This window comes from Porphyromonas uenonis DSM 23387 = JCM 13868 (assembly GCF_000482365.1).
In the GTDB taxonomy this organism is placed as follows: Bacteria; Bacteroidota; Bacteroidia; order Bacteroidales; family Porphyromonadaceae; genus Porphyromonas; species Porphyromonas uenonis.
Map to the genome: position 1 here is coordinate 1 of NZ_AXVC01000033.1, position 16,517 is coordinate 16,517.

General features: G+C 45.8%; 10 protein-coding genes and 4 pseudogenes. 11 read left to right on the plus strand and 3 right to left on the minus strand.

All coding sequences use genetic code 11. From position 1 onward, the window contains the following. Window positions 1-418: 418 nt before the first annotated feature. Window positions 419-601: pseudogene (locus tag L215_RS09770) on the minus strand (conjugative transposon protein TraJ); the annotation flags it as partial. On the opposite strand from L215_RS09770, the pseudogene L215_RS09225 reads away from it, so the two are divergent. The 7 genes and pseudogenes from L215_RS09225 to L215_RS0103500 form a co-directional block, all read left to right on the plus strand. Next, window positions 599-1,717: pseudogene (locus L215_RS09225) on the plus strand (TraM recognition domain-containing protein); the annotation flags it as partial. The pseudogenes L215_RS09770 and L215_RS09225 overlap by 3 nt on opposite strands. 212 nt (window positions 1,718-1,929) lie before the next feature. Next, window positions 1,930-2,562 carry a TetR/AcrR family transcriptional regulator gene (locus tag L215_RS0103470; RefSeq protein ID WP_025883585.1) on the plus strand — a complete coding sequence of 211 codons (633 nt, stop codon included), beginning with the start codon at window positions 1,930-1,932 and terminating at the stop codon, window positions 2,560-2,562. Window positions 2,563-2,931: 369 nt separating this feature from the next. Continuing rightward, window positions 2,932-5,322 (plus strand): efflux RND transporter permease subunit, encoded by a 2,391-nt coding sequence (locus tag L215_RS0103480; protein WP_025883586.1) that lies wholly within the window; start codon window positions 2,932-2,934, stop codon window positions 5,320-5,322. Continuing rightward, complete coding sequence (locus L215_RS0103485) at window positions 5,322-7,100, plus strand: ABC transporter ATP-binding protein (protein ID WP_025883587.1); 1,779 nt, start codon at window positions 5,322-5,324, stop codon at window positions 7,098-7,100. The genes L215_RS0103480 and L215_RS0103485 overlap by 1 nt, the downstream gene beginning before the upstream one ends. Continuing rightward, window positions 7,093-8,817 (plus strand): ABC transporter ATP-binding protein, encoded by a 1,725-nt coding sequence (locus L215_RS0103490; protein ID WP_025883588.1) that lies wholly within the window; start codon window positions 7,093-7,095, stop codon window positions 8,815-8,817. Before L215_RS0103485 ends, L215_RS0103490 begins: the two co-directional genes overlap by 8 nt. 22 nt (window positions 8,818-8,839) lie before the next feature. Further along, window positions 8,840-9,625, plus strand: a complete 786-nt coding sequence (locus L215_RS0103495; protein WP_025883589.1) for an outer membrane lipoprotein-sorting protein — start codon at window positions 8,840-8,842, stop codon at window positions 9,623-9,625. Continuing rightward, complete coding sequence (locus L215_RS0103500) at window positions 9,625-10,884, plus strand: DUF1302 family protein (RefSeq protein ID WP_025883590.1); 1,260 nt, start codon at window positions 9,625-9,627, stop codon at window positions 10,882-10,884. The genes L215_RS0103495 and L215_RS0103500 overlap by 1 nt, the downstream gene beginning before the upstream one ends. 101 nt (window positions 10,885-10,985) lie before the next feature. Here the strand turns inward: L215_RS0103500 and L215_RS0103505 are convergent. Both L215_RS0103505 and L215_RS09230 read right to left on the minus strand, forming a co-directional pair. After that, window positions 10,986-11,192, minus strand: a pseudogene (locus L215_RS0103505) (hypothetical protein); the annotation flags it as partial. Further along, window positions 11,182-11,619: pseudogene (locus tag L215_RS09230) on the minus strand (hypothetical protein); the annotation flags it as partial. The pseudogenes L215_RS09230 and L215_RS0103505, both read right to left, overlap by 11 nt. 284 nt (window positions 11,620-11,903) lie before the next feature. Between L215_RS09230 and L215_RS0103515 the strand changes: the two are divergent. From L215_RS0103515 to L215_RS0103535, 4 genes are all read left to right on the plus strand, one after another. Continuing rightward, on the plus strand, window positions 11,904-12,752 hold the full coding sequence (locus L215_RS0103515; RefSeq protein ID WP_025883592.1) for an AraC family transcriptional regulator: 849 nt from the start codon (window positions 11,904-11,906) through the stop codon (window positions 12,750-12,752). Window positions 12,753-12,848: 96 nt separating this feature from the next. Beyond that, the gene (locus tag L215_RS0103520; RefSeq protein WP_025883594.1) at window positions 12,849-14,207 is read left to right on the plus strand and encodes an MATE family efflux transporter; all 1,359 of its coding nucleotides are present in this window, start codon (window positions 12,849-12,851) and stop codon (window positions 14,205-14,207) included. 286 nt (window positions 14,208-14,493) lie between these two features. Further along, entirely contained in the window at window positions 14,494-14,820 is a 327-nt protein-coding gene (locus L215_RS0103530) for an RteC domain-containing protein (RefSeq protein WP_012457224.1), read from the plus strand. Window positions 14,821-15,455: 635 nt separating this feature from the next. Then, the coding region (locus tag L215_RS0103535; protein ID WP_027451349.1) for a DUF3945 domain-containing protein at window positions 15,456-16,517 on the plus strand (1,062 nt) is incomplete at its 3' end.

Genomic DNA, 16,517 nt, shown 5'->3' on the forward strand with positions numbered 1-16,517 from the left:
TAGAGCCTAATCTGCTTGAAAGAGGTCTCTATGTTTGTGAGTGATTTGAATTCCATATTCCATTATTCTAATTGTCTTATATCTAAAAACTTCTGAGGGGTAGTCTAGTGCCAATGTGCCTTGGCACTCCAGTGCCATACGGGTGAAACTCTAGTGCCAACCCCACTTGGCACTGCAGTTTCATACGGAGGAAACTGCAGTTTCATAGGTAGGAAACTCTAGTTTCATAGGCAGGAAACTCCAGTGCCACGGGTAGGAAACTGTAGTGCCACACAGCAGGCACTACGATCACCTTACCCAGCTACTACATTGACACACATAGGAGGAGCTAATCTACCCACCTGACCGTCATGCGACCGTCACGTGGTCATCGCATCCTCATCAAGCGAGTCATAGCCACCCTTCGGCTGAAGGGACGCTATTTGCCCTTGATAAGTGCCCCTTTGATACGTCCGCCTACGTTGCCAGCCATAGATCCAGTGGCACCAGCGACCGCCTTACCTCCCGTATAGGCACCCTGGGTACCTCGTTGCGCCGTCTGATTGACATTGCGTCCGTATGCCCCGATACCACCACCAGCCTCTATAATCCAGCCCGCTACCCCATCATGCTCAATCTGAACCGCTCGTGGATTCAGAAGCAGGGTGATTTCTTCGTAGAGTCGCCAATTATCTTGCTTGCGGCTATCATTTGGTTTTTGAAGATATACGAGGAGGGGAAGTATTGCACCTTTCCACATGCCATAGAATTCTTGAATAGACCGTATGCCCAGATATTCCCGATACTCACCTCTTACGATGAGCTGGCGAACTACCTTTCGCCTTTTATGGACGCTTGGGAGGGTGGAGCACAAGACCAATTACAGGGGCAGATAGCTAGTGCCAAGATACCGCTTTCACGAATGATTTCTCCCGCCTTATACTGGGTGATGACGGGCGATGACTTTTCGCTCGACATCAATAACCCCAATGAGCCGAAAGTGCTTGTGGTAGGGAACAACCCCGACCGACAGAACATATATTCGGCTGCGCTCGGTCTCTACAATAGTCGCATTGTGAAGCTTATCAATAAGAAGCATCAACTTAAAAGCTCGGTGATTATAGATGAGCTACCAACCATCTACTTTCGTGGTCTAGATAACCTGATCGCCACAGCTCGTAGTAACAAGGTTGCTGTGTGTCTAGGCTTTCAGGACTTCTCTCAGCTGACCCGTGATTATGGGGATAAGGAGAGTAAGGTGATACAGAATACGGTGGGCAATGTTTTTAGCGGACAAGTCGTGGGAGAAACGGCTAAGACGCTTTCCGAGCGTTTCGGCAAAGTGCTTCAGCAACGGCAGTCCATGACCATCAATCGTAACGACAAGTCCACATCTATATCTACGCAGATGGATAGCTTGATTCCTGCGAGTAAGATTAGTAATCTTACACAAGGTATGTTCGTTGGGGCTGTCTCAGACAATTTCGATGAACGCATCGATCAGAAAATCTTCCACGCTGAGATCGTTGTGGATGTTGCCAAGGTCTCTGCTGAAACGAAAGCTTACCAGCCTATCCCCATCATAGCAGACTTTACAAACGAAAATGGCTCCGACAGTCTGCGGGAGACTATTGAAGCCAACTACCGCCAAGTCAAGCAAGAGGTGCTATCCCTCGTAGACTCTGAGACTGCTCGTATCAAAGCTGACCCTGCACTTGCTCACCTCATCAAAGAATGATTCGTAAAGATAGATGCCAATGCTTTCTAGGTTGCTATTAGCGTGATTACTAGAGGAATGCACTAGTTGGAAGTATTAATAATCATTCATCTCGCAGTTCTATCGTGTCATAAATAACAAGAAGGCTGATCGGAAAATCCCTATTTTTAGGTATTGTGTATTTTGGAAAACCTTACGACCTTTGTTCGCAGAAGTAGGATAAAGTTCTTATTATGCAGACGACAAAGGAACATACACGCAGACTATTGCAAGATACAGCTCGAGAAGCGTTTCTAGGGAAAGGCTTCAAGGCGGTGTCTATGCGTGAGATTTCCAGGCTGTCTGGTGTTGGGCTAAGCAACATATACAATTATTATCCCTGCAAGGATGATTTGCTGGCAATCGTCTTGCGTCCACTTTTGGAGGCGATGACTAATATGCTGGAAAACCATAATAGTGATGAAAAACTTTCACTTGAGATCTTTACCTCAGAAGAGTATTACCGTCAATATATGCAAGAGGTAATGGGTGTGATTACTCGTTATCGCAAGGAGCTTAGGTTGCTATTTCTCGATACTCGAGATACACGATTTGAAGACTATTGGGAGCGATGGATTGATAAAAGTACGATAACCGGAATCGACTATCTAGAAAGGATGAAAGAATTATATCCAGAGCTACATACTAGTGTTTCCCCTTTTTTCATACACTTCATCAGCTCTTGGTGGATCAGTATGATGAGAGAGATTGTATTGCACGAGGAGCTTTCCTCCGAGGATATCGAATGCTTTATCGGTGAATATATCCACTTCAGTATAGGTGGGTGGAAGCGCCTTATGAAGGTAGATCATCAGAGCGTATTATGAGCATTACATATAGTACTAGCAATGAAAGAAATATGATTTTGGAGAGGGCGTTGATGGGCTTTCTCTCTTTGATGCTGATAAGTGTGGGCAAAGCCGTGGCAATGTCTATTGCACTAAAGCTTGGTACGAGTGGTCAATGACAATAAAGAATGAAATGAATGATACAGACTATCCAAATACAAAGTAGCGGGGGAATTTATTCTAGAGTCCTGCAGTATAAGAGATTTCATTTTAGGAAATCATCCTATCGAGCGAGTCGCCTACAGAGGCGGCTCGCTTTGTTTTTGAACAAAACGTCTTCCTGTTCTCTTTTGGGCTATTGCCACTTAGGAGTAAAGACACCTCAATATGAATGTAACATGAAACGATATGAAAATAGAAAGAATTAACAATTGGTTTGCCTTACGTGGCAAAAGAATGATGCGTAATCGCTGGGTAGTGCTGGGAGGGTTTATCCTGATTCTTGCCATTGGCGTATCGGGACTTAGGTACTTCAAGGTAAGTGCTTCATGGGAAGACTACTTTCTCGAAGACGACCCGATGCTTGTCAAGACCGAAGAATTCAAGGAGATATTCGGGAATGACAACTTCGCAGCCGTGCTGACTAGGTGTGACAATTCGTTTACGAAAGACAATCTGGAGCTGATCCGTGAACTAACGAACGAGATGGTGGACAGCCTTTCGTACGCCGACAAAATCACCTCTCTTACCGACATCGAGTTTATGATGGGAGGCGAAGATGGTATCGCCATTGAGCAGATAGTTCCCGATACGATCCCTACGGATCCCAAGCAATTGGAAGAGATTCGTCGCAAGGCTTATATGAAACCTCACGTAGCAGAGCGATTAATTTCCAAAGATGGAACGCTCTCGTGGATTATACTCAAGCTACGTACTTTTCCCGAAGACTCTGTTTGGAATAAGGGGAAGAACCCTGTTTCTCCCGAGGTGCTTACGGGCAATGAACTAGAGCATATTATCACCAAGGACAAGTACAAGGCACTTCATCCCAAAGGAACTGGGCTACCCTATGTAACAGCGATGAAAATGGGATGGATTGGGAAGGAAATGCCACGTGTAATGGGTATCGCGGCTCTCGTCTCCATTCTTATTCTCCTACTGGTGACACGTTCATTTAGAGGGGTCGTCGTCCCTCTTCTCACCGCTATCAGCTCCATCATCGTGGTGTATGGGGTGCTGGGATATGTTGGTATGACCATAGACAGCGGTATGGTATTGATCCCTATGTTGCTGGTCTTTGCCGTTTCCATTGCATACAATATTCACGTATACTCCTATTTCAAGCGTAGGTTCCTCATTCATGGAATAAGGAAACAAGCCGTAGAGGAAACGGTAGGGGAAATGGGGTGGCCAGTGCTTTTCAGTGCACTCACCACTTTCGCAGCCTTGCTTTCATTCCTCGCCATTCCTATGCAACCGATGCGTTTTATCGGAATAGCCACCTCTTCGTGTGTGATGCTGTCATTTCTTTTCACCATTACCTTGATGCCCATTCTCCTCAGTTTTGGCAAGGACGGAAAGCCTCACCCCAAGGTACAGGAGACTGGTGGGCGATGGATGGATCAGAAGCTGGAAAGCTTAGGCAAGAGTGTACTCAGGCATGGCACCTTGATACTCGGGCTTACTGGGATTATCTCTGTGGTTCTTATCTACCAATTCACCAAAATAGAGACGGCTTTTGATGTAGAGCGAACGATGGGACGAAAGATTGATTATGTCAACAACCTATTGGAGGTGGGGGAAAGCGAACTTGGGTCTGTTTATACCTACGATGTAATGATTGACTTCCCAGAAGATGGATTGGCAAAGTCTCCGGCAATGCTACTGCGATTGGACTCCCTTGCACAGCATGCCGGTGGGTATAAGTTGACCAAGCGAACGACCTCGGTATTGAATATACTCAAAGACCTAAATCAAACGCTCCATGACGGTAATCCCTCTTATTATACCATTCCCCATAACCCTGATGAGGTTGCACAGCTGTTGCTCCTTTACGAAAATGCGGGAGGTAGTGAAGCGGAGTATTGGATAGATTACGACTACCGCCGTCTTCGCCTGATGGTGGAGATGAACTCATACGATTCTGGGGAAACGGAGCGAGAGTTGAACGATATAATTGCTTACGCACAGAAGCTCTTCCCCAATGCAGCGGTCACTACCGTTGGAAGTATCCCACAGTTTACCGTAATGATGCAGTATATCGCACGAGGACAAATGGTTTCGTTCGCCATTTCTCTCCTTATCATAGGTATACTGATGATGATCGTTTTCGGCAGTGTACGCATAGGGCTTGTCGGTTTAATTCCCAATGTCACCCCAGCACTGGTCGTTGGCGGACTGATGGGCTGGCTGGGCTATCCATTGGATATGATGACGGCCACTATTATGCCGATGATCCTCGGCTTGGCTGTGGACGATACCATACACTTCATCAATCATAGTCATCTTGAGTTTGACCGTAAGGGCAATTATAGGAATGCGATTCTTCGTTCATTCCACACTATTGGCACTCCAATCGTCTTGACAAGCGTAGTAATCTGTGCCAATTTCGCTGTATACACCACATCAGAGGCCCTCTCCTTTGTACATATGGGGATGCTATCCGTGGCAGGTGTCTTGTCGGCACTGCTTGCCGACCTCTTTGTGACGCCTATACTTATCAAGAAGTTCCATCTGTTTGGCAAGGAGACAAACACTATCGAAAGGCCAAAAGAACAAACAAACATAATTGAATCATAATGAGTAATACAAACAAACAAAAGAAGCCGTCGGTATTGAAGCGATTGCTCCCCTACGCAGGTAAGAAAAAGTATATGCTTCCGCTGGCGATGGTTTTCTCGGCCCTCTCGGGTATTTTGGTGCTGATGCCTATGGTCTATATCCATAAGATTGTCAGCGGGATTATCTTGAGTGGTAGTGTCGATGGGGAGACCATACGATACTACGCCGTTCTGGCAGCGAGTTTTGCCGCAACAGGAATGCTACTCTATTTTTGTGCGTTAATGGTATCCCACCTCTTCGCTTTTGAAGTCGAGGCCAACATCATCAAACTCAGCGTGAAGAAGATGATGTCGAAACCTTTGGGCTTCTTTGCCAATCGCGAAAGTGGCAATCTCCGCAAGACGATTGTCGATGGGGCTGCTGAGACCCACACGATGCTGGCACATCAGTTGCCCGACCTCGCCATGACGATTGTTTCGCCCATAGTGCTATTGATCTTCTTCTTCCTTTTCGACTGGCGGCTTGGTCTAGTGAGCCTTGTTCCGATGGTCATAACCGTGCTATTGATGGCGACTATGGCGACCCCAAAGAGCAAGAAGTTGCGGGAAGAGTATTACGAGGGACTTGCCAATCTTTCTGCCGAATCGGTAGAATATGTGCGTGGCATCCCAGTCGTAAAGACCTTTGCCCAGAGCGTGGAGAGCTTCGATCGTTTCTACTCACTCATCGTAAAGCTGAAAGATTTCGTGGTGCGGTGGAGCATGGGGTTCAAGAATAAGATGTCGCTGTACGAAGCCATTTCAAGCTCTACGGCATTCTTCTTGGTGCCTGTTGCCATTATGATGATCACCTCGGGAGGTGATATGCGAGAGGTGCTGGGTAATTCCGTTATCTATCTATTAATAGGGCCTGTGTTCGGTGTCTTTATGATGCGAAGTGCCGCCATGCAAAACTTCATCTACTTCGCAGAGTTGGCGTTGGATAAGATTGACACAGCTTTGGATTATGAAGACCTCACTTACGGCGAAGCAACAGCTGTTGGAGATGGCTTGGAGTTCAGAAACGTCTCCTTTTCATATGGAAAAGACAAAGTGCTGGACAACGTATCGTTTAAGGTGAACAAAGGTGAGACTGTTGCCCTGGTGGGAGCTTCGGGAGGAGGTAAGACCACCGTGGCACGTTTGGCAGCTCGCTTCTACGATGCCGATGAGGGCGACATCTTCATTGGAGGTACCAGTATCAAGGAGTATAAGAAAGAGGCCTTGAGCCAAAAAGTAGCTTTTGTATTCCAAATGTCTAAGCTCTTTAAGATGAGCCTAAGGGAGAACTTATTGCTAGGTAACCCCAACGCCAGCGATGAGGAGATAGAGCAAGCTCTCGTCAGAGCTGGAGCCAAAGAGATTGTCGATAATCTAGAAAAGGGCTTGGATACCGTATACGGCACTAAGGGCACCTATTTTTCAGGTGGCGAAATCCAACGCCTTTCTATCGCAAGGGCTTTCCTGAAGAATGCCGACTTTGTGATACTTGACGAGGCAACCGCTTTTGCAGATCCCGAGAACGAGCATATTATTCAAGCCTCGTTCAAGGAACTATCAAAGGATAAAACCACACTGATGATCGCACATAGGCTCTCCACAGTGGTCAATGCCGATAGAATCCTAGTAATGGAGAATGGCAAAATCGTGGAAAGTGGTACGCATAATGAATTATTAACCCTAGGCGGTGTCTACAAAAAGCTGTGGAGCGAGTATCAAAAAGCCGCCAATTGGAGAATAGGAGGTGACAATGAATAAGTTCTTTAAGCAAAAATACGCCATGTCGGAGCAGGGTGCGAAGAACCTGCAGAAGTCTATCTTCTCGCATACCATCCTAAATCTGACCAAGATGTTTCCGCCCACTATCGGATTTGTCTTTTTATTCCAATATTTGGGCAGTTTGGAGGGTATTCCTGCACCAGTAGAGCTGACCCTAGTAGACTATATCGTCATCATCTTAGTGATGCTGTTGGTGATGTTTTTTGTGGCAAGGTGGGATTACGTACGCCTTTACGACAATGTCTATAATGAAAGTGCCAACTCACGCATCGATATAGCCAACCGTCTGAAGAAACTGCCTCTCTCATATTTCGGCAAGCGTGATGTATCCGACCTCTCGGCGACGATGATGAGCGACCTGAATCTCTATGAGCAAATATTCTCACACTCCGTGCCGCATATCTATGCCACATCCATTTCTACGGTGATTATATCTGTAATGATACTCGCTTATAATTGGCAACTCGGATTGGCGGCATTGTGGGTCATCCCCGTCTCGCTACTACTCTTTTCACTTTCCAAGAGGAAACAACGGAATGATGTGAATGCCTATGTGAAGACCAGTCGTGACGTGCTTGACGGCTTACAAGAGCAGATTGACCAGATACAGGAGATTAAGTCCTATAATCTAGAAGAGCGGACACTGAACGAGTTCTACCACAAGATAGATGGTAATACTAGGAATAAGGTAAAGATAGAACTCTCCGCTGGTATTGCCACCGCACTGGCTGGTATGCTGATGAAGCTCGGAATCGTCTCGGTGGCGATTGTCGGTGCCAACATGCTGATTGCCGGACAAATCAATATTCTGGTCTATATCGCCTACCTCATCCTCACGGCAAGCATCTACGTGCCTATAGAGGGCATTCTGTCCTTTATGGCTATGATCGTGACACTCGATGGTGTGGTGGCACGTATCAAGGAGATCAAGACTATGCCTATTCAGGAGGGCAAACAAGAGATGAACCCTATGGATTATAGTCTAGATTTCAAAGATGTAGTATTCGGCTACGAGGATTATACCGTCATCAACGGCGTGAGCTTCACTGCGAAACAAGGCGAGGTGACAGCATTGATTGGAGCTTCTGGAAGTGGCAAGACCACGCTGACCAAGTTGGCCGCTCGCTTTTGGGACATACAGCAGGGCAAAATCCTGCTCGGTGGCGAGGATATTAGTCAGATAGATCCCGAAACACTGCTCAAGAACTACGCCATTGTCTTTCAGGATGTAGTGCTATTCAATGCCAGTATCAAAGACAACATTCGTATCGGCAAGAAAGGAGCAACGGACGAGGAAGTGACTCGTGTCGCCAAAATTGCCCGCTGTGATGAGTTTATCGATCGTATGCCTGATGGTATTGATACCGTCATCGGGGAAAACGGCGAGCGACTTTCTGGTGGCGAACGCCAGCGGATCTCCATCGCCAGAGCCCTCCTAAAAGATGCACCCATCATCTTGATGGATGAAGCCACGGCCTCGCTAGATGTGGAAAATGAAAGCCTAATACAAGAGGCTTTGTCGGAGCTGATCAAGGAGAAGACAGTCATTGTTATCGCTCACCGCATGCGTACCATTCGTGGAGCCAATAAGATCGTGTTGCTCCATCAAGGTAAGATTGAAGCAATGGGTACGGATGCAGAGTTGCAGGTGCAATCGGCTACCTACAGGAAGATGCTTGAAAAGTCAATAGGATAAAATCAACAACAAAATATCAATCATGATGAAAAGAATTATTTTAGCAAGTTTGGTGGTTTGGGCTTTTGCCGCCACTGCAATGGCTCAGACGGGCAGAGAGATTGCCCAAAAAGTAAAAGATCGTCCCGATGGCGATACCCGTCAATCGGAATTGGTCATGAAACTGATCAATAAGCGTGGGGCGGTACGCGAGCGGAAGCTTATCTCTTACTCCATAGACGTGGGAGCGGGGAAAAAAGACCGTAAGAGTATCATGTTCTTCCTATATCCCGGAGATGTAAAAGGGACAGGCTTTCTCACTTGGGATTACGACAATCCTAATAAAGACGATGACAGATGGCTCTACTTGCCCGCGATGAAGAAAACCCGCCGCATCAGTGGCTCTTCTGCCAAGCAGGATTACTTTATGGGCAGTGACTTCACCTATGATGATATGGGCAGTCGCAATGTAGACGAAGACTCCCACCAGTTGCTGGGCGAAGAGACTATTGGCGGACACAAGTGCTGGAAGCTGGAATACACGCCTAAAGACAAACGTGAGATCTACTCTAGAAAGGTGGCGTGGATTCGTCAAGACTGCCTTATCGCCGTTAAGGTGGAGTACTACGACAAGATGGGGAAGCTACACCGTCGCCTTGAATTGTCGGACATTGTGAAGGTTTCTGGTTTTTGGATTGCAAAAAAACTGCATATGACCAATGTTCAGACTAATCATCAGACGATTCTTGAGTTTAAGGATCCTAAGTTCAATACCCCTATGAACGAGGCTCAATTCAGTGTAAGCACCTTGGAAAAAGGCCGATTCTAATGACAGATACAACTAGTCATTCAGCAAAATTCTTGTTGCTGTTTATTCTCTTCTTGCCCCTGCATATCGCATGGGGTCAAGAAGAGGTGGCTTCATCGTGGCAAGTCAAAGGATTTGTGGATACCTATCATGCCGTCCGCTCCGAAAAACCGAACAACTTTATGTCTTCGCGCACGAGAATAAGGGGAGAGATAGGTAAAAGTTTTGAAGGCTCTTCGCTTTTTGTCTCATTCAACGCAACTTACAATGCATTATTAAAAGAGCGTACAGGTTTTGAACTGCGGGAAGCGTATCTTGACCATAGAGATGACCATTGGGGCTTTCGCCTTGGGCGACAATTGGTCATTTGGGGGGCGGCAGACGGTGTGCGTATTACCGACTTGGTCTCTCCTATGGATATGACAGAGTTCTTGGCACAAGACTATGATGACATTCGGATGCCAGTCAATGCTCTACGCCTTTTCGTCTTTAACGATAAAATGAAACTGGAACTGCTTGCCGTGCCAACCTTTGAAGGGTATAAACTCCCTACCGACGCAATAAATCCATGGTGCATTTTGCCCAAAGATAGCCCACTGCCTATTCTCTGGGAAGAAAACGGGAGCCACCCCAGTCTTCATTTTGCCAATATCGAGTATGGCGGAAAGCTCTCTTTTACCTTGCCCGGAGTGGACTTTTCGCTCTCCGCATTGCATACGTGGAACAAGATGCCCGTGTTTACGTATCGCCCTACAGATACCCACATTGTCGTTTCTCCGCAATACTACCGAATGGGATTTTTCGGAGGAGACATATCCAAGCCTCTAGGGCAACTGGTATTACGAGGAGAAGCAGCCTTCAATGTGGGGAAGCATTTCAGCTATAGACCTGATGCGTCCGATCAGCAACAAAAAGGCTTTAACACTGTGAATTATCTCGTGGGTATCGATTGGTATGCTCCCAAAGATTGGGTGGTTATGGCACAGTTTTCTTCTGAAAGCATCCTAAAGTACGAAGACCAGATTGCACAGCCTCGTCACAATTCACTCCTTACGCTCAATGTGTCGAAAAAGCTGTTGGATAACACCCTACAACTCTCCAACTTCACCTATTTCGACCTCAACCATAAAGGTTGGTTTAGTCGATTTACTGCCGCCTACTCTCTGAATGACTTCATTCAGCTCTCTCTCGGGTATGATTGGTTTGGAGGCGATGAAGGCGTGTTCAGCGCGTATAAAAACAACTCAGAAGTATGGGCGAAGGCAAAATATAGCTTTTAACCCAAGTTTCACGGGAGGAAGTGTGTAATGGTTGCTGGGGGCGGGCGGGAGCATTTGAGTTATGGACTTTGTGTCCTACAGATTTTGATTTTCCTAAAGGGGGCTTCTCGTTGCTTCTCTGACAGCTCTAGACCACAAAGCTTGCGAGGAGCCTTGCTTTGTTGACGATCTTGTCGCTGTTCCTGACGCTCTTTGAGACTCTTGTTCTCTCCGAAGATGAACTCAATGCCTTTCTTCTCTGCATTGACCTGAAGCGTAGCATCGAAGGATTTGCCACTCTTAGCGGTCATACCTTCTACTCTCACGGCTTATGCCCATCTGCTCAAACTGTTCCCATTTCACCTTGTCGGGGTCAATGCCTTGGAAGGACTGTTTCTGCTCGCCTGCATAGTCCGAAGGATTGACACGGGCGGAGTCCAGCATCTCTTTATTGGAGGGGACTTCCGAAGCTTTAAGCATCTCCGAGAGCACACGTGCACTGGCAACGGCACTCTCAAAAGGCACTTTGAAGAAGTTCAGCGGTGTGGGATGCTTGAACTGACGCATGAAGTTGGAGAGGAAGTTTTCCAGCGCATTGCTGTGCTTGTCGAACTTCAGGAAGCTCTGTTCATGCTCGGCGGTGGGCGGAACGGTTTTCAGTCCGCCTTTCTCGTCCGTACCTGTGACGACTTTGAGATTCTCGTCTTTCTGATTCTTGACCAAAAGGACTTCTTGGTCTTTGATTTTTTCGTCCATATTATAATGTATTTAATGGCACCAACAGCGGTACACGGACAAAATTAAACCAAAGAAACCGTGTGCGTTATAGGTTATAAATAACTGCGTACTTGTGGCGTCGATATGGATAGAAGTGGCAAAAAAGAGGTATGGTTCTTGAGCCATACCTCCATATTATCAGTTCTCTTTTTAATCGTATTGATGTGTAGTTCGAGTTAAAAGATACTTTATAATTCATTATTCTGCATTATTATGATTACCTTTGTAGGTCTGATAATCAAAAAACAATACCCGAAAGATCTATGTCTCGGTTACCCATCCATAGAAGTTCACAACTCTCAGATTTCGGAGTCTATCTGAAGACCGTCATCTCTCGGACATCGGCATCTTCAGACAGATACGCCTTTTCTCATACCGACGATTATTATTTCTTTGGCTTCATAGAGGGTGGGCAATGCTGTCTGAATATTGATTTCGAGGAATACACTTTCGGGAAAGGAAGTCTGGCTATCATTCTACCCGGGCAGGTGCATCGTATCATCGACGCTTCCAATCTTTCTGCAAAATTTCTGGTTATCGACTCGGTATTGGTGGATAAGGGGGAAAAACGAACGCTTGAGAGATACGGTCGCCCTCAAATACAACTATCCGACATATCGGAACAGAAACTATTATTATCACTTCTTGACTGCAAACTGAGTGGCATGAAAAATCCATCTGCCAAAGCAGTCGTTCAGCGACTGACCACCGTCATTGTAGGGTTAGTCGTGGAGAACATTGTAAATGCAACGATAGCTCAATCCAAATTGCAGGGGACAGTGACCAGACACAAGGAAATAGTATGGGAATTTCGGGATTTGTTGGAAAGCAATATCCGAAGCAAACGTTCGCCATCATTCTATGCCGGGCGGCTGAACATTACCGTTGCCTACCTGAATGAAGCTGTAAATTCTGTTCTGGGGACAAGTGTGAGCCACCATATCCAAAACGAGATTATTTTGTTGGCTAAACGTCAATTGGTCTATACTACAGATTCCATCAAAGAGATTGCACATAGTTTAGGCTTTAACGATTACTCCTACTTCACACGGCTGTTTACCAAGGTTGCAGGCGTTTCTCCCACGCTCTTCAGAAGGACTTACCACGAATAGTGCTATCATTACCGTTGTCCGTCTATTGTGACAGCTTGTATCCCACCGTACCTTTGCAGCGAACTTTATTCACTTAAAAAGATACGGATTATAAGGATGAACAACGCTGTGAATATTTTGCGAGAAGGAAGTATGATGAAAGCCCTGACAAAATTGGGGATACCTATTGTCATCGCAATGCTGATTATGGCAATATACAATGTGGTAGATACTTTTTGGGTTGCACGTCTTGGAACTCTTCCTGTCGCCGCTGTATCGGTTGTGTTCCCTATATCGTTGTTATTTCTTGGGATAGGACTGATGTTCGGTGTCGGAGGCGGAGTGTATATATCCCGTCTGTTGGGAGCGAAACAGGCTGTCAAGGCAAGTCAGGTCGCTTCCGTCTCAGTGATAACCTCTGTGATGTTGGCAGCTCTCATTGCCCTTGTGTGCAATGCGTTCCTGCCAGACATCCTACTTTTCATGGGAGCAAACGAGGAGATGATAAGTTTGGCAGAATCCTACGGCAGGCTTTTTATCATCAGTTGTGTCATAGGGACATTGAATGTGTCCATGTCCAATATCATTGTTTCACAAGGTGCGTCGAAGACATCTGCGTCGGCAATGATCATCGGCTCTATCGTTAATGTTGCATTAGACCCCTTGTTCATATACACTTTCAATTGGGGTGTGGAAGGTGCTGCATGGGCAACTATTCTTTCAAGAATCATCACGACGGCTATTTACATCCGTTTCCTTACGAAAGCAGAGGTAAAAGTATCTCTTGCCTTGTTCGCTCCCACGATAAGAATATACGCAGACATCATTAAGATTGGTATCTCTATGCTCTTTTTGCAACTACTCCAGACCCTTTCCATCAGTTTGTTGCAGAAAGCCGCTGTGAAATATGGGGCAGAGGCTGTTGCGGCTGTGGGTATCGTCCTGAAAATCGTCACATTGGGAACAAACGTGGTCTTCGGATTTGTAAAAGGACTCCAACCTATGGCAGGCTATAACTACGGGGCAGGCAATTTTCAAAGATTAAGGGAAGCGGTGTGCTGTTCTCTGATACTCACAACCTCGTTTTGTGTGCTCTGGAGTATTCTTATAGTCATTTTTACCTCTCCTATCATCAGTTGTTTCGGTAAAGACGAAACAATGCAGGAAATAGCAAGAATTGCGCTTAGAGCCAATACGATTATGTTCTTCACTTTCGGATTCCAATTTGTGTATTCCACACTATATATGGCAATCGGAAGAGCAAAGCAAAGTCTTCTGCTAAACATCGGACGGCAAGGTTTGTTTTTTATCCCTATAATATTGCTGCTTCCATCGTATTGGGGACTAAATGGAGTGCTTTATGCACAGCCTATTGCCGACGTCTTTGCAACTTTTATGACACTGTTCTTTGCTGTCCGAATTCATAAGGAGATAGGTCATAAATCACATCTCACAACAGAGAATCTGCAATGTTGAACCATAAAAGATATGATTATGCTAAGACTTATTCAAACGGAAGAATTTAAGACGATAATTTCGTCTTGCTCTACAAATGAACAAGAACAAAAAGCATCGGAGAACTTTATGAAGAGGATCATTGATCTATGTGATGCAGAAGACGACGCTATCTCTTTGTTTCGTATTCTTCGCTATACTCGTTTTCGTTTACAAACTTTGCAAGCGGTGTATTTGATGGACGGAAAGGAAAAAAAATGTGTCGGAGCTACTATGTGTCATTGATACGGAGTTAAAGTTATTAAAGATGCGGATGCAGGGGCTTCTTTCTACTTTGCCCGTCAAACCAACCGAGAAACTTCGTTGGACAGGTAAAGCAACCGACTTGGTGGAACTACTCTACGCACTTGATACCTGTGACTGTATCAACGATGGTGAAATCGGTATAGAAGAATTGGCAGATGCCTTTTCCGAAATCTTTGGTATAGAAATCAAGAACTGCTACAACGTCTATATGAACATGAAACGCCGCAAGGATGACAGCCGCACCTATTTTCTTGATGAACTCCGAGAGGAGCTGAACAAGCGTATGGTGGAGAGTGACCTGAAAGGCGGAAAGTTCAAGAAACGGTAAATCAAAGGGTGTCGTTCCCTGAAAATGGTTGACTAATTTTTTTGCTGAAACGGATATCGGTTGACATCGTTTTTGTCGTCAAACTAGAATGAGTTGTCTTGCTTTTCAAATATACTGATTTTAGTTGACTCTGGCAATGTGGGGTAGTTTTTCTCTCTCTGCTTCTCTGAATAATATGTTGGATTGTGCTTAGGGTGCGATCCATTTTTTATAGGTATGAGTTGCATTTCTTAATTGAATATACGGACTGGCTCGCTAGAAGCTTGACAGAGTAGCCATTTACGTAATAGTGCTTGAGTGCCTCAAGCCGTTCGGCCGTTGTGGCATGTCCCTTGGTTGGGCGATTTGTTGATCCCTGTGCGGGCTTAGACTTTGTGTCTTTTGTCTGTTTCATTGTACTCATAATTAGGTTAGTTACGAGTCAACTTTTTTCAGGGTAAGACATCGCTTAGTACTACTGTAATAATGTTCCTTCTGAGTTCCAAGTTTGACATAAAAATCAAACTACCAAATCTTGGGCGAATTTTCTTTTTCATCACTTCCTTTCCTTATAAATCCCTGGGACTTAGAAGAGGTCATTTTAGCCTATATATTTGCTGTCTGAAAGGTATTATTCAAATCAAACAGAGTGATTTATGGAAGCAAATAGCAATGACAACTACGTGCTGGTCTTAGAGGATCGCACCGAGGTAAAGAACCAGCAAGAAGCGGGGAAACTCTCCATCGTTTCGGGCATTGATGATAAGGGCAAGCTCAAAACAACTGAGCCACTTGAAGCTAATCAGGCAGCATTTCTAAAGTTCAACAGCAAAGATGGACTGCTGAAGAACTTTATGACCAACTTCCTCAAGCAGTTCAATAACCCCTCCCACTTTGGGCTATACAAGGTGGTGGCGAACAATGTGGAGCAAGGTGTGGATAACCTGCGTACTCTGCTCCAAAGCCGAGAGGCTCCCGAAAGCAGACAACAGTTGGCAGAGGTCGGTGTACCCTTTGAAGACTATCTGCCACAGCAGAAGAAGAGCACAGCCATTGATGCAGACAAGGTAGACTGGAAGATGCTTGACAGTCTCGGACTCTCCCGTGAGCGGTTAGAGCAGAGTGGTGAGCTAGAGAAGATGCTCAACTGGCAGAAGAGCAACCTCGTGACCATAGCCATCCCCATAGGAGATACAACTATCTACACAGAGGCTCGCCTTGCTTTCCGCACAGATAATGAGGGCAATATCGGGTTAGCCATACACGCTATGCGTAAAGAGCCACAACTCGACTATCCCTATATGGGCTACAAGTTCTCCCCCGAAGAGAAGGAGCAACTACTCGCGACAGGTAATCTCGGCAAAACCATCGAAGTGACACCCAAGAGCGGAGAACCTTTTGCAGCCTATGTCTCCATCGACCCACAGACCAATGAGATTATCGCCTTGCGTGCCGACCGTGTAAGCATTCCTCAAGAGATCAAAGGAGTCACACTCTCTGACCAACAATACAAAGATCTAGTGGAGGGCAAAGCAGTGAAAGTAGAAGGTATGACCGCTAAGAGTGGCAAGTCCTTCGATGCTACGCTTCAGGTCAATGCAGAGAAGAAAGGCATTGAGTTCATCTTCGGAGAGAACAAGAGCCTCAAAGAGCGTCAGGAACAGCAACAAGATCGTCAACAAGGCAAGGCACCTCGCAAGCTTTGTGGTCTAGAGCTG

Excerpts from the sequence above, each read along its gene's own strand:
- L215_RS0103480 (WP_025883586.1), top strand. The coding sequence starts at position 2,932 with ATGAAAATAGAAAGAATTAACAATTGGTTTGCCTTACGTGGCAAAAGA.
- L215_RS0103485 (WP_025883587.1), top strand. The coding sequence starts at position 5,322 with ATGAGTAATACAAACAAACAAAAGAAGCCGTCGGTATTGAAGCGATTG.
- L215_RS0103520 (WP_025883594.1), top strand. The coding sequence starts at position 12,849 with ATGAACAACGCTGTGAATATTTTGCGAGAAGGAAGTATGATGAAAGCC.
- L215_RS0103470 (WP_025883585.1), top strand. The coding sequence starts at position 1,930 with ATGCAGACGACAAAGGAACATACACGCAGACTATTGCAAGATACAGCT.
- L215_RS0103530 (WP_012457224.1), top strand. The coding sequence starts at position 14,494 with ATGCGGATGCAGGGGCTTCTTTCTACTTTGCCCGTCAAACCAACCGAG.
- L215_RS0103515 (WP_025883592.1), top strand. The coding sequence starts at position 11,904 with ATGTCTCGGTTACCCATCCATAGAAGTTCACAACTCTCAGATTTCGGA.
- L215_RS0103490 (WP_025883588.1), top strand. The coding sequence starts at position 7,093 with ATGAATAAGTTCTTTAAGCAAAAATACGCCATGTCGGAGCAGGGTGCG.
- L215_RS0103495 (WP_025883589.1), top strand. The coding sequence starts at position 8,840 with ATGATGAAAAGAATTATTTTAGCAAGTTTGGTGGTTTGGGCTTTTGCC.
- L215_RS0103500 (WP_025883590.1), top strand. The coding sequence starts at position 9,625 with ATGACAGATACAACTAGTCATTCAGCAAAATTCTTGTTGCTGTTTATT.